The sequence below is a fragment of the Micromonospora sp. LOL_021 genome, assembly GCF_048060215.1.
GTDB lineage: Bacteria > Actinomycetota > Actinomycetes > Mycobacteriales > Micromonosporaceae > Micromonospora_E.
Genome location: NZ_JBHMIN010000026.1, coordinates 50,049 through 64,428, shown reverse-complemented (window position 1 = coordinate 64,428; position 14,380 = coordinate 50,049). Strand labels below are relative to the sequence as shown.

General features: G+C 72.1%; 9 protein-coding genes. 4 read left to right on the top strand and 5 right to left on the bottom strand.

Features of this window, described 5'->3' with window-relative positions; translation table 11 throughout:
- Window positions 1–364: 364 nt before the first annotated feature.
- Entirely contained in the window at window positions 365–1,291 is a 927-nt protein-coding gene (locus ACFHWT_RS18050) for a carboxymuconolactone decarboxylase family protein (protein WP_416595832.1), read from the top strand.
- A 450-nt stretch (window positions 1,292–1,741) separates the two neighbouring features.
- On the top strand, window positions 1,742–2,521 hold the full coding sequence (locus ACFHWT_RS18045; RefSeq protein WP_416595861.1) for a helix-turn-helix transcriptional regulator: 780 nt from the start codon (window positions 1,742–1,744) through the stop codon (window positions 2,519–2,521).
- 228 nt (window positions 2,522–2,749) lie between these two features.
- Here ACFHWT_RS18045 and ACFHWT_RS18040 read toward each other — a convergent pair whose 3' ends face one another.
- Entirely contained in the window at window positions 2,750–3,544 is a 795-nt protein-coding gene (locus ACFHWT_RS18040) for a maleylpyruvate isomerase family mycothiol-dependent enzyme (RefSeq protein ID WP_416595831.1), read from the bottom strand.
- Window positions 3,545–3,581: 37 nt separating this feature from the next.
- Entirely contained in the window at window positions 3,582–4,670 is a 1,089-nt protein-coding gene (locus ACFHWT_RS18035; protein ID WP_416595830.1) for an NAD-dependent epimerase/dehydratase family protein, read from the bottom strand.
- Between the two features lie 326 nt (window positions 4,671–4,996).
- Here ACFHWT_RS18035 and ACFHWT_RS18030 point away from each other — a divergent pair, with 326 nt between their 5' ends.
- Window positions 4,997–5,983, top strand: coding sequence for a DUF1702 family protein (locus ACFHWT_RS18030; protein ID WP_416595829.1), 987 nt, complete (start codon window positions 4,997–4,999; stop codon window positions 5,981–5,983).
- On the top strand, window positions 5,980–7,350 hold the full coding sequence (locus ACFHWT_RS18025) for a cytochrome P450 (RefSeq protein WP_416595828.1): 1,371 nt from the start codon (window positions 5,980–5,982) through the stop codon (window positions 7,348–7,350). Before ACFHWT_RS18030 ends, ACFHWT_RS18025 begins: the two co-directional genes overlap by 4 nt.
- A gap of 149 nt (window positions 7,351–7,499) precedes the next feature.
- Here ACFHWT_RS18025 and ACFHWT_RS18020 read toward each other — a convergent pair whose 3' ends face one another.
- The 3 genes from ACFHWT_RS18020 to ACFHWT_RS18010 form a co-directional block, all read right to left on the bottom strand.
- Window positions 7,500–7,961 carry a flavin reductase family protein gene (locus ACFHWT_RS18020; RefSeq protein WP_416595860.1) on the bottom strand — a complete coding sequence of 154 codons (462 nt, stop codon included), beginning with the start codon at window positions 7,959–7,961 and terminating at the stop codon, window positions 7,500–7,502.
- A gap of 92 nt (window positions 7,962–8,053) precedes the next feature.
- Window positions 8,054–8,539, bottom strand: coding sequence for an acyl-CoA thioesterase (locus ACFHWT_RS18015; protein ID WP_281551612.1), 486 nt, complete (start codon window positions 8,537–8,539; stop codon window positions 8,054–8,056).
- Between the two features lie 3 nt (window positions 8,540–8,542).
- Window positions 8,543–14,371, bottom strand: a complete 5,829-nt coding sequence (locus tag ACFHWT_RS18010; RefSeq protein WP_416595827.1) for an SDR family NAD(P)-dependent oxidoreductase — start codon at window positions 14,369–14,371, stop codon at window positions 8,543–8,545.
- Window positions 14,372–14,380: the final 9 nt, after the last annotated feature.

Sequence of the window (14,380 nt, the reverse complement as noted above, 5' to 3'; positions counted from 1 at the left end):
GACACCTGCCGTGCCAGCCGCGACGGTGGCGCACGGCGGAGCAGGCAGCGCCTGTGGCAACGGTCGACAGGCATTTTGGTCGCCTCATGATGGCACGTACGGCAGGGGGTCGTGCTCTCCCAGATTGCCTAGTCGGTGCACCATTTTGAAGACCGGCGAAAGGAGGGCGGGATCTCCGATAGCTCTGGCTACGTGGCAGTATCAACCGATAGCCTGTCACCAATCAATTGGAACGGATGAGGTCATGATGCCGGGAAGTCTGATGCGTCCGGTGCTGAGCGGCCTGGGGCTGACTCAGATTCGCTACGTCTCCGCAGTGCGGCGAGGAAGGGCGAGTGGTCTCGTATCTCAGGTGTACCGACAGATGGAAGACGACTTCGGGGTGCTCGCGCCGCCGGTGGCCCTGCACGCTGCGGCGCCCGAGATGCTCGCCGCGGCGTGGCTGGTGCTGCGCGAGACGTTGATCGTCCCCGGGCTGGCGTCCCGGGCCGCCAAGGAGGCGGTGGCCACCGCCGTCTCGGCCGGCAACGCCTGCCCGTACTGCGCCATGATCCACAACAGTGCGCTCACCGTGCTCGGTCCGGGCCGGCGCGACCAGCCCGCGACGAACGCCCCGGAACTGGACGTCTTCGTCGAATGGGTGATGTCGGTGGACCATCCGGGCAGGCCGGTCGATCCCCAGTTTCCGGCCGAGCAGTTCGCCGACCTGGCCGGTGTGGCGGTGCTGTTGCACTACCTCAACAGGATGGTGAACGTGTTCCTCCGTGACGTACCGCTACCGCCCGGGGTGCCGGAGTTCACGCTGCCGCCGGTGCTGTGGGTGCTCGGTCGGCAGATGGCCGGGGCCGCCCGTCAGGCGCACGTACCCGGGGCCGCCCTCGGCCTGCTGCCCGCCGCCGACCTGCCCGCCGACCTGTCCTGGGCGGCTGGCAACGACACCGTCGCCCAGGCGTACGCGCGGGCCTGCGCCGCGATCGACGACGCCGGCGCCCGCGCGCTGCCGGCGAACATCCGCGCCCTGGTGTCGGACAACCTTGCCCGGTGGCACGGCGGGCCGCGCGGGATCAGCCGGGTCTGGGTCGAGGAGCTGATCGCTCCGTTGCCCGCCGGCCAGCGGCCCTTGGCCCGGTTGGCGCTGCTGGTCGCCTTCGCCTCCTACCAGGTGGACCCTGCCGTCATCGAGCGCTGCCGACAGGTCGGCACCAGCGACCGTACGTTGGTCGAACTCTCCTCATGGGCGGCGATGGCGGCGGCCCGCCGGGTGGGCAATTTGCTCCCGATGCGGGGGTAGGCGACATTCCGTTCGGACAGAAAGGGCATCGCCCAGTAATGCGAGTAGCCGCTACGGATGGTGATCGACGCTCGGCCATTGATAGAGCAAGAACATCGAAATTTGGCCGCACTTATTGTCCTCGATTCATGGTAGGGTCTTAAGTCATCCAGACCGGTCAGGGCCTAGATGGTGGAGCGTTGTTCGACACTTCCTGCCTCCCGTGAGCCGTCGCGCAGCCAAGCGGCGTGTTGGTGATTACCCTCAGTGCATCACTGCCGTCACCCGCGGTCAGGGTGGTGGCGGCACGGTGGTGCGTCTGAACTGGGGAGACAGGTTTGTGTCGATGCTTCCGGAATTCGTAGTGGGTGACCAGCGCGCGAGCGCACTGTTCGAGAGGCGACCTCGTCGTCTACAGCCGAATGGAGTTGATCCGCAGTGCCTAACGCCGTCGAACGGGCTATTGCCATCATGTGGGACCGCTACCACGAGCCACTCTCACTCGACGCTATGGCCGATTCTGCCTTTCTGAGTCGTTTTTACTTTTCCAGATTGTTTCGGTCCAAGACGGGCACGTCGCCCGGCCGCTTCCTGACAGCGATCCGGCTGTACAAGGCGAAACACCTGCTGCTGGAGACCGACATGAGCGTCACCGACATCGCCTACGCCGTCGGCTACAACAGTCTGGGCACCTTCATCAGCCGGTTCACCCGCAGCGTCGGCATCTCGCCGGCACGCTACCGGTGGCTCGCCGAGCACGGCATCCCACGGCTGTCCCAGCCCCGGTCGGCCGGCAGCCGGCGAGCTGCCACGATCAGCGGAAAGGTCGTGCTGCCGCCGATCGACGTCCCAGTCAAGGTCTACGTCGGAGTGTTCGACAGCCCGATCGTGCAGGGGCTGCCCGCCGCCTGCGACATCCTCGAGGCGTCCGGCGACTACCTGCTCACCGACGTCCCGGAAGGCGAATGGTACCTGAGGGCAGCCGCGATCGCGCTGGACGACATCACCGCCCGCCCGTCGACCCGACGTCCGCTCGCGGTCGGCGCGCACGAGCCGCTGTCGGTGACGGTCGGCACCGATCTCACCGTCGACCTGGAGCTGCACGCCACCGGCGTCTTCGACCTGCCCATCCTGATCGCACTGCCCGAGCTCGACGGGCACGTGACCGGTTCTCGTGGCCGTCGGTCCCGTAGCCGTGACGAACGGCGCGTCGCCGGTCGGACCCGGGTGGTCGGCGCGATCCGATCATGACCCGAGGGCCTGCGGTTGCCCGGCCGGCGGCACATGCTGCCGGCCGGGCGACCAAGCGATGTCGGTCAGCGACGTCTTCCGTAGGTGCTTCCGGAGACGTGATGCCGCAGGTGCATCAAGATGCACCTGCGGCATCAGGCTCAACCGGGTACGTCGACCCCGACGAGGGGACACTGCGCTCACCGGGCGAGGCAACGGCCGCTGCGCCCGAGACGCCGGTCGGTGACGTCAGCGGACGGGGACGACGAACGGTCCCCAGGTGAACGCCGCGAGCCACGGTGCCGGGTCCGCGCTCCAGCGCAGCGCGCGGATCCGTTCCTCGGTCAGCCGGCCGGACATCGCCTGGTAGACGTCGTACCACGAGCCGGTGACGGTGGCCGCGGGCGCGCCCTCGCCGATCGGCCACTGGCCGAGGTCGGTATCCACCCGCAGGGCCGGCAGGCCACGGCTGCGGGTCGACAGCGAAAGCCCTTTCGCCAGGATGCCCATCGCCACTGGCAGCGCCGGGTGCTCCGACGGCGGCGGATCCATCCCGAGCGCTCGGCGCAGATCCAGTTCGTGAGTGAACGCGTCCATCACGAGAATGCCCCGTCGGACCGAGAACGGCTCGCCGAGGAACTGCTCGACCGGCCCGCTCAACCGCGTCCAGTCGTCGAGAAGCTCGCCGATCCCGCCAGCCGGTAGCGGAGCGGTCGCGCGGTCCGCCGGCAGCAGCGAGAACTGGATGCCGGCCGGCGCCGGTCCGCCGCCAGTGCCTTCCGCCGCCGCCGCACCCGAGGCGATCCGCTCATGCACCCGGGCGCAGACCTGGACCAGATGGCTGGCCAGGTCTGCGATGCTCCAGTCCGGGCAGCCGGGTACGGCCGCGGCCAGGTCCGGTGCACCGGCGGTGAGCAGCGCGGTCACGTTGCGGCGGACCTGCCGGTACCCGGCCGCAGCCGGCCCGATCGGAGTCGGTCCAGCCGCAGCCGGCCCGGCGCCCGAGGCACCGGACTCGGTGCGGGCGGAGTCGCTTTCGGACATGCTTGCCTCCCTGGTACGGCCGTGTCGCCACGGCGGATCACTGTCGGTCGGGCAGTGGCTGTCCGGCCGGGTCGGTCGACGCCCGTCCGGCCTGCCCGGCGGAGAGCAGCCCGGTCCGGTGCAGCCAGCGCACCGTGTCGGCGACCGTCCGGTCGAACGGGCGGGCGGGCGGCCCGATCAACGGCGCGTCCTGCGGCGGGTGCGCCGCACAGGCGCAGACGTAGCAGGCGCCGTACTCGGCCGGGATGTGCCACGGCCAGACCCGCTGCACCAGGTCGGTGAGCCGGGCGAACGGCAACATCGCCCGGGCCGGCAGGAACACCGTCGGCAACCGTCGCCCGGTCACCGCGCGGACGGTGGCGACGTAGTCGCGGGTGCTGACGTACCGACCCGGCCCGAAGTGCCGGTCCAGGCCGTCGCTCGGCGCGGTGAGCAGCGCCGCGTGCAGGGCGGCGGTGTCGCGGACGTCGCCGGCCGGGAAACCGCCGGTCGGCCAGACCGGCATCACGCCGCGCAGCACGTACCGCAGCCGGGCGGTCTGGTCGCCGATCTTCGGGTCGTCCGGACCGAGTAGCGCCGGCGGGTAACTGATCACCACCGGCGCGCCCTGCTCCTGGTGCCGGCGGGCGATCCGTTCCGCCGCCGCCTTGCTGGCCAGGTAGGTCTCGCTGGCGGTGCCGACCGGCGAACGCGGGCCGAGCAGCGAACTCGGGCCGAGCGTAGCGCGCGAACCGACCGGCGAGCCGGCCGCCGGCAGCAGCGCGCCCACCGTGGACACATACACCGTACGGCCCACCCCATGGTCACGCGCCGCGGCCAGCACCAGCTCGGTTCCGCGTACGTTGGTCCGCCGGGTCGCGGCGTGCCGCCGGCTGTCGAACGAGTAGACCGAGGCGGCGTGCACCACCGCGTCGGTGCCCCGGACCGCCCGGTCGACCGCCGCCGGGTCGGTGACGTCACCGACCACCACGTCGACCGCCGTGTCGGGCACTCCCAGCGGCGCCGTCGCCCGGGCCACCCCGGCGGGGTCGCGGGCCAGCATCCGGACCCGGTGGCCGGCGGCGAGGGTGGCCGCGACCGTGTGCGCGCCGACGAATCCGGTGCCGCCGGTGACCAGGACCAACATCGGTCTCCTCCATTTCTGAATCCACCATGCGCCACGGCCGGATATCGTGCGCCAACCGGGCCGATAGCGGCGCCTAAGCAATACAAATCTCCCGTACCGGCGTGGAGTGCCAGTACAGGTCGTCACTCGGTGTGTCGTACGACAATTTCGTTGGTGTCGGTCCGGTCCGATCGTGCCCCGGTCAGCGACGGTGGTCTTCTCTCATCGTGCCGTTGTTGGTGCTACTTAGCTGCAGGTCACAGGGCAATCGGGAAGTGGCGGCCATACTGCCGCACCGGCACGATCAATGATGATGCTTGTCTGATCTGGATGAATGGGAGCGATAGGTGACCGGAATCATCCGAGGACTCCGGCAACGGGTCCTGACCCCTGACATTTCGCAGACCCGGGTATCCGTTCGCGGCTTCCACGACAAAGGGCCGGAAGCAGTTGAGGTCCTGGAATCCGTCGGTGCCGCGTTCCTCGCCGGGCTCTCCTCGGCCGCCGGCGCCCGGCGGGTCACCGACGTCGACACCGACCTCGCTCCGCTGCCGACCCGCTTCCAGGGGTTCGCCTACGAGGGCGCGGCGATGGGCTTCGCTCTGGTCGACGCGATCACCCCGGGCAAACCCCGGCGCAGCGCCGAGTTCCTCACCGGGACCGGCGACCGGCACGTCTACATGGCGTACGTCGGCATCGGCTGGGCGATGGCCCGGCTGCCCCGGTTCCTCTGGGGCCGGGCCAGCGCCGCCGCCACCGACCCGTTGCTGCGCTGGCTGGTGCTCGACGGGTACGGCTTCCACCAGGCGTACTTCCACACCACCGAGTACGTCGTCAACCGGCGGGCGGTGCGCGGCTTCCCATGGCCGACGGAAGGCCCGACGTGGTACGCCGACCGCGTCGTCGACCAGGGCATCGGCCGGGCCATCTGGTTCGTCGCCGGCTCCGACCCGACGCGCGCCGCGGACCTGATCGACACGTTCCCGGTCGCCCGGCACCAGGACCTGTACAGCGGTGCCGGCCTGGCCGCGACGTACGCCGGTGGCGCCACCGAGGAGGAACTTGCCCTGTTCCTGCGCCGCTCCGGCGACCATGCCCCGTTCGTCGCCCAGGCCAGCGCGTTCGCGGCCCAGGCCCGGGTCCGTGCCGGGCTGCTGATGCCGCACACCGAGCTGGCCACCGAGGTGTTCTGCCGCACCGGCGCGGTCGAGGCGGCCCGGATCACCGATGAGGAGATCCCGCCGGTCACCGCGGAGCCCGACCTGCCGGCGTACGAGATCTGGCGGTGTGCGATCGCTGCACGGTTCCGCGCCGACGTCGGGGCGCAGCCGTGACGGCGCTCGCCGACCAGCCCAGCCGGCTGCGTCCCCCCGGGCCGTCACCCTGGTCGGCGCCGGCCCTGCTGGCCCGGATGGCCCGTAACCGGCTGGACGTTATGCGGTCGGTGTCGGCCCGCTACGGCGACGCCGTCCGGCTGCCACTGGGGCCGAAGACCCTGTACTTCTTCAACCACCCCGACCACGCCAAGCACGTGCTCGCCGAGAACCCGGGCAACTACCACAAGGGGATCGGGCTGGTCCACGCCCGCCGCACCCTCGGTGACGGCCTGCTGACCAGCGAGGGCGAGCTGTGGCGCAAGCAGCGCAGGACGATCCAGCCGGTGTTCCAGGCCCGGCGCATCGCCCGGCAGGCCGGCGCGATCGCCGAGGAGGCGGTCGGGCTGGCCGACCGGCTGCACACCATGGTCGGCCGCGACGAACCGGTCGACATCCGCCACGAGATGACCGACCTGACCCTCGGGGTGCTGGGCCGGACGCTGCTCGACACCGACCTGGGTGAGTTCGGCGGCATCGGCGACGCGTTCGAAGCCGTCCAGGACCAGGCCATCTTCGAGATGATGTCGCTGGGCGCGGTGCCGACCTGGGTGCCGTTGCCCCGGCAACGGCGGTTCCGTCGGGCCCGCGCCGAGCTGCAGGACGTCGTCGACCAGCTGGTCGCCCGACGGCGGGCGGCCGGCGGCATCGCCGAACGCGACGACGTGGTGTCCCGACTGATCGGATCGACCAGCGAGGAAACCGATCCGCAGGTCGCCCGGCAGCGGATGCGCGACGAACTGGTGACCCTGCTGCTGGCCGGCCACGAGACCACCGCCAGCACCTTGACCTGGGCGTTCCATCTGCTCGACCGGCACCACGACGTCTGGGAGCGGGTGCACGCCGAAGCGGTCGAGGTGCTCGGCGACCGGACACCGGTCTACGAGGACCTGCACCGGCTGCGGTACACCGCGATGGTCGTCGACGAGGTGATGCGGCTCTACCCACCGGTCTGGCTGCTGCCCCGGATCGCCCAGGGCGACGACGTGGTCGGCGGCTACCACGTGCCGGCCGGCGCTGACCTGGTGCTCTGCCCGTACACCCTGCACCGGCATCCGGAGTTCTGGGCGCATCCGGACCGGTTCGACCCGGACCGGTTCGACCCCGACCGCAGCACCGACCGGCCCCGGTACGCGTACATCCCGTTCGGTGCCGGTCCGCGCTTCTGCGTCGGCAACAACCTGGGGCTGATGGAGGCGGTGTTCGTGATCGCCTGCGTGGCGCGTCGGCTGCGGATGTCGGTGCAGCCCGGCTACCGCCTGGTCCCCGAACCGATGCTGACCCTGCGGGTCCGGGGCGGCCTGCCGATGCGGGTCCACGAGGCCTGACCGGTCGGCCCACCTGACGCAGCCGGCGCTCGCACCTGCGAGCGCCGGCTGCGTCGTGTCCGGCCCCTGCACCACGAAGGACCGGGCTGCCACGAAGGACCGGGCGGTCCCGCTGTGCGCGGGACCGCCCGGTCAGGTGGCGGGTCGGGTCAGCCTCGGCCGGCGACCTCGACGAACCGGCCACCGTGGAACAGCAGCGCGTCGCGGCCGTCACCGCGGCCGGTGCCCAGCACCGAGCCGAGGAAGATGGAGTGGTCGCCGCCGTCGTAGACGGCGGCCAGCTTGCACTCCACCCAGGCCAGGCTGCCGGAGATGATCGGGGCGCCGGTGTGCCGCCCCGCCCAGTGGTCGACCGTCTCGAACTCCCGCTCGTCGCGCGGCCGCGACGAGCTGGCGAAGTAGCGGGCCAGCCCTTCCTGGTCGGCGCCCAGGATCGACACCGCGAAGGTGCCCTGGGCCAGGACCGTCGCGTGCAGCACCGCGGTGCGCTTGACGCACACCAGCACCAACGCCGGCTCCAGCGACACCGAGGTGAACGCGTTCGCGGTCATCCCGTGCGGCAGGTCGGTTCCGGACGTCACCAGGGTGACGCCGGTGGCGAACATGCCCATCACGGTGCGCAGCTCGGCGTGGTCACCCGTGCCCGTACCGTTGGAACCGGCCGGCACGACGCCCGGCACGGTCTGCTTGTCGGTAGCCACGGTCAGCCCTCCCTGACGTCTTCGAGCACCCGGCGCTGCCCGTTGCCGTTACCGTTGCCGCCGGTGACGGCGTAGTGCGACAGCGCGATCCGCAGCGGGTCCGGCACCCGGGCCGGGCGGGTGTCGGTGTTCGGCCCGCGCATGCACGCGATCCGCTGCCGGCCGCGGGCGACCAGCTCCTCGAAACCGTCGCGCAGCCGGACGTAGTCGAACGCGAAGCCGATCTGGGTCTGGGTCAGGTCCTCCAACCGCATCCGGATCGACAGCTCGTCGAAGGCGCTGATCTCGGCGAAGAACTCACACTCGCACTTGAGGGTGAACAGCTTGAGATCGTCCCGGATGTCGGCCAGCACCTCCGGCGCGCGGTCCCGCAGGAACATCTCCCGGCACCGGCCCTGCCAGCGCAGATAGTTGACGTAGTAGACGTTGCCCACCAGGTTGGTTTCCTCGAAACCCACCAGGTGCCGGTACTCGTAGTAGGACTCCATGACTCACCTGCCTCCGTCGGCGGACATCGCGAAGACCACCGGGTCGTCGACGCCCTGCAGCGCGGTGGTGAAGGTGGCGATCCGGGTGGTCCCGGACCGCAACGCCACCCAGCCGGCCGGTGCGTTCGGCTCGGCGGCCAGGTCGACCCGCGCGTGGCCGTTCTTGCGCAGACACTCGACGGCGCCCCACACCCGGGTCGCCGACACCGACAACTCCTCGCCGCGTTCCCGGGCGACCAGCCTGGCCAGCGCCAGGTTCTCCGCGCCGAGCAGGTCGGCCCACTCCTCGTCGGTACGGCCGGCGGCCACCTCGACGTCGCAGCCGACCGCCGCCGGGCCGGTGACCGCCACGGTCACCCCGGCGCCGTGCGACGCCGAAATCTGCGGCCCGCCGGTGACCTCCGGTTTGCCGTCCGGCCGGTAGCGCACCTGCGTGTCGCCGCCCAGCGCCCAGCTGACCGCCTTGCGGGTCTGCTCCCGCCGGTCGGCCACCTCGGTCGCCTGCGGGTCGTCCGGGCGGACCACTACCCGCAGGTCGGTCGGCAGGAACGCGCCGACCCGCCGCTCCAGGTAGGGCCCGACCAGCGCCGGCAGCCACGGACCGGAACCGTCCAGTTTGCGTACGGCGTGCAGCCGCAGCCCCACCCACCGTTCGACGAGGTTGCCGTCCGGGTCACAGACGTCCACGTCGTACAGGTAGGTGTCGCCCTCCCGGGACCGTTCCAGCGCGTGGATGGTGACGGTGTCCAGGGTGGCGGCGACCTTCGCGTCGGCCAGGTGCAGCCGTTCGATCGCCCCCGGCAGCAGCGTGGCGTCCGGTACGCAGCACTGCAGGGCGTGCATCACCGTGTCCCGGGTGCCGGGGTCGCCGAGCACCAGCTCACCCGGCCGGAACCGGGCGAACCACGGCGCCACCGACCGGTTCGACACCCGCGCCACGCAGTTGGTGGCGGCCAGATCCAGGTAGCCCTGCAGCCGCTGGAACCGCGCCCCCTGGAACAGCACCGGCCCGTACAGCTCGGCGGCCGGGTCAATCGGCAGCAGCTCGGTGGCCGCGGTCGCCGGTCGTACCTCGGGACGGGCCGGCAGGTCGTAGCGCAGCCGGGCCCGGAAATGATCGGCCGCGAACCCGGTGTCGCTGCTGCGGACCACCGCGTCGACGGCGCCGTCCGGCGCGGCGAGCACCGCGATCCGGATGGTGTTGCTGCCGTCCGGCGGTACCACGATCGGCCGGAGCAGTTCGACGTTCTCCAGCACCGGCGTCTCGATCCGCCCGGTCAGCGCCCGCGCCGCCTGGGCCATCGCCTCCATGCCGAGCACCGCCGGCAGCAGCAGGTCCCCGTCGAGCAGGTGGTCCGGCAGGTAGAGGTCGTCGTCGGCGGTCAGGTCGGCGTCGACGATGAGCTCGACGCCCGGGTAGTGCACCTGCGGCCGGTCGACGAAGCGCAGCAGCGGCAGCTCCCGCCGCTCCATGGTGACCGTCGGCAGCCCGTCGGAGCGGCTCATCACCACCATCGCCTGCGGCGCGGACGGGCTGGCCAGCACCTCCTTGAGGATCGCGATGCCGTCCTCGACCGGGATCGGGGAGATGCCGTCGCGGGTCAGCGACTCCAGCACCCCGAGCCGTTCACCCATCCCGGCACCCGACCACACTGACCACTCCAGGGCGAGGCAGCGGATGTGCGGGTGGTCCTCGCCGACCTTGCGGGTCAGGTCGGTCATCCAGTCGTTGGCGGTGGCGTAGTGCGCCTCGCCGCGCAGCCCGGCCCGGCCGATGATGCTGCCGAAGGTGATCAGCAGCCGCAGCGCCTGCGGGTCGGTCGCGGCGAGCACCGCGTCCAGGCCGTCGATCTTCGGAGCCAGGGTACGGCGGAAAGCGGCCTCGTCGAGCGCGGCCACCGGCGTCGGTTCGTTGCGCCCGGCACCGTGCAGCACCCCGGTGACCTGGCCGAGCGCCTGCTCGACGGCGTTCACCGCCGCCTTCACCTGGTCCACCGCGGTGATGTCGGCCCGGGCGTAGTGGAACCGGACGCCGGCGGCCCGCAACCGGTCCAGGTTGGCGGCCAGTTCGGCGTCGTCGGCCGGGTCGGAGCGGCCGAGCAGGCCGACGGCGGTGCCGGTGTCCCGGCCCAGCGCCAAGGCGCACTCGGCGGTGATGCCCTTGCCGCCGCCGGTGACCAGCAGTACGTCGTCCGGGCCGATCCCGGCGCCGCCGTTGGGTGGCAGCTGGATCGGCCGCAGCACCGGCTCGTACCGCTCACCGGCGGCGTCGTAGTGCACCTCGCTGAACCCGGTCGTCGCACCGACGTCGGCGACGAGCCGGCGCACCACCTCGTCGAGTCCCTCGTCGCGGGCCGCCGGGTACTCCGGCAACGGCAGCAGCACCACCGTGGTGTCGATATCCGGATGCTCCTGGTGCAGCGTCTTGGCCAGGCCGGCGGCGGAGCGCCGGTCACCGACCGCGACGAACCGGACCGGCCCGCCGGCGGACAGCGCCGCGCGGGCGGCCCGCAGCAGCACCGGAACGTGCTCCGGCTGGCCGTCGCGGGGCAGACAGAGCAGCACCCCGTCGCCCACCCCGGCCGTGCCCAGCGCCGCCGCCAGTGGCTCGGCGAGCGGGTTGTGACCGGCGGTGAAGACCTGCCAGTCGCCGTCGACACCCGACCCGGCGAACGGGGCGACCCCGGTGGGCACCAGGTCCACGGCGAACGCCCGGACCCAGGGGGCCACTCCGGCGACGACCGGCTCCGCGTCGTCGCCGGCCGGTGCGGCACCGGCGGCGTCGTCGAGGATCTGCGCGATCTCGGCCACCGTCGCGGTGGCGTAGCTGGAGGTCAGCGTCGGCGCCGGTACGTCGAGTTCGCGGGCCGCCTGGTTGACGATCTGGCCCACGGTGATCGAGCTCAGATGCAGTTCGTCGAGGGGCCGGCTGCCCGGGCGTACCGCCTCCAGCGGCAGCTCGGCCCGTTCGGCGGCGAGCCGACGGAGCACCTCGAGACTGTCCGCACCGGAGCGCACCGCCGCCTGGTCCCGGGCGCCGTTCGCGGATCCCGGGGCGTGATCGGTCGGCTCGGCTCCGGCCTGCCGGGCGACGGCGAAGTCGCCGGCCGGGGCCGACTCGGCCGGGCTGGCGAGGAAGCGCAGCGGCCGACCGGGTTCCAGCGGCCGGGTGAACCGGCCCTGAAACAAGGCATCATGGTCGATCACAGCGCCCAGCGCGTACGCGGCCCCGACTGCGTTGAGCAGCCCGGACAGCGACAGGCTGTCGGTCTCCAGCGAGATCGTCGGCACGTCCGGGGCGATTTCGCCCGCCAGGCCCCGCAGGATCCGGCCCGGGCCGACCTCCAGCAGCAGGTCACTGGTCTGTGCCAGCCGGCCCACCGCCTGGGTGAACCGCACCGGGTCGAGCACCTGCCGACGCAGCAGGTCGACGACGTCGGTGTCGGCCGGCAGCGGCTCACCGGTGACGGTGGAGACCATCGACCTGGCCAGCGGGGTGAACGACTGACCGGCCAGGTGTTCACCGAACGCCACCGCGGCCGGGGCGACCGCCTCGGAGTGGAAGGCGTGCGACACGGCGATCCGGGTCCAGAACAGGCCCTGCCGTTCGGCTCGGGCACCGACCTGCTCGACTGCGACGACCGGGCCGGAGACCACGGTCTGCTGCGGACTGTTGTAGCCGGCGATCACCACCGCCGTACCGGCGAGCAGCGGCTGCACCACCTCGGGCGCGGCGGAGATGCTGGCCATCGTGCCGTCACCGGCGCTGGCGTCGGCCATGATCCGGCCTCGGGCGGCGGCCGTGGCCAGCAGCGTCGGCTCATCCATCGCCCCGGCCCAGTGCAGCGCGGTCAGTTCACCGAGGCTGTGCCCGGCGGCGCCGGTGGCCTCGATGCCCACCATGGACAGCACCCGCAGACCGGCGACCGATCCGGTGACGATCCGTGGTTGGGCGACCGCCGTGGCCACCAGGTCGGCACCGGCCGGTGGCTGGTACGTCCGGTACAGCGTGTCGACCTCGGCGAACCGGCGACGCAGTGCGCCACCGTCGGCCCGCCGGCCGGCACCCTGCCCGGGGAACAGGTACCCGATGCGCGGGTTGCCGCCGGCGGCGCCGAGGAACACGCCGTCGGCGGCGTCGATGACCGTAGGCTCGCCGGCGGCGACCGCCTCAGCCAGCCGGCTGAGCCGGCCGGCGGCCTGTTCCGGGGAGCCGGCGACCACCGCGGCCCGGACCGGCTGGCCGGCCAACTGCCCGGCCAGCGCGGCGGCCAGGTCGCCGAGTTCGGCGTAGGACAGCCGGGCCACCCACGGGGCCAGCCCGGCGAGTCGTTCGCCGAGCTCCTGCGGGGTCCGGGCGTCGAACAGCAGCAGCTCGGTGTCCTGCCGGGACCGCACCAGCGCCGTGGTCGCGGTCCCGACCCGGGTCCGCCGGCTGGTCTCGGCGGTCTCCACCACCACGTGGGCGTTGATCCCGCCGAAGCCCATCGACGAGACCGCGGCCCGGATCGGCTGGTCCGCCGGCCACAGCTCGGCGCTCTCCGGCACCCGCAGCGCGGGCTGCTCGACGTCCAGCTCCGGGTGGGTCTCGACGTGCCCGGTGGCCGGCGGGATCACCTGTTGGCGGACCGCCAGGATCGCCTTGAGCAGGCCGGCCACCCCGGCGGCGGCCTTGGTGTGGCCGAAGTTGCCCTTGACCGTACTGATCGCGGCCGGCTCGCCGTCCGGGGCCGCCTCCCGGCGGGCCTCGGTGAACGCGCGCAGCTCGGTGGCGTCGCCGACGGCCGTACCGGTGCCGTGCCCCTCCAGGTAGGCGACCGAGTCGATGCCGAAACCGGCCCGCTGGTACGCCCGCCGGATGGCCAGCCGGTGACCGCTGGCCTCCGGCCGGGTGATGCCGCCCTTGCCGTCGGAGGAGTAGCCCCAGCCGGCGATGACCGCGTGCCGACGCAGACCCCGGGCGATGGCGTCCTCGTCGCGCATCAGCACCAGCATGCCGCAGCCCTCACCGGGCCAGAAGCCGTTGGAGTTGCGGTCGTACACCCGCATCTCGGCGGTGGCCAGCGCGCCGGTCTTGGCGAAGCCGATCACCTCGAACGGGTCGATGCTCAGGTCCACCCCGCCTGCGACCGCCGCGTCCAGCTCGCCGTTGCTCAGCGCGTTGCAGGCGGTCGCCACCGACAGCAGCGACGACGAGCAGGCACCATCCACGGTGTACCCGCCGCCCTTGAAGTCGAAGTGGTTGCAGATCCGTCCGGCGATGGTGTTGGCCAGCCCACCCGCGAGGGTGTCCTCGTCGATCGGCGGGAACGGCGCCTTGTAGCGCGGCTCCAGATCGTCCAGGAAGGCGGTCACCGCGGTGTCGTCCCAGCCCTGTTCGCGCAGGGCCGCGCCGACCGTGCGCCGCACGTACGGCCAGCGCAGCCGCAGCAGGTTCGCCCGACTGAACTCACCGGTCAGGGTGTTGCCGATGACCACGCCGGTGCTGGCCGCCGGCAGCCCTTCGCCGTCGGCGAAGCCGGCGTCGGCCAGCGCCCGGGCGACGGTGTCCAGGGCCAGCCAGTGGGTCATGTCGGTGGACCGGAAGGTGCTGCCGGCGATCCGGTACTTGACCCGGTCGAACTCGAACCCCTCCAGCACCGCCGCCTTGGCCGAGTAGAACCGGTCCGGCGCGGCCGGGTCGGGGGAGTAGTAGTCCTCGTGGTTCATCCGCTCGTCCGGCAGCCGGCGGAAGGCCCGGCGGCCGGTGAGTACGTTCTCCCACAGTTGGTTGGGGGAGTCGGCGTCGGGATACCGGCAGGCGATCCCGACCACCGCGATACGGTCACTCATCAGATACCT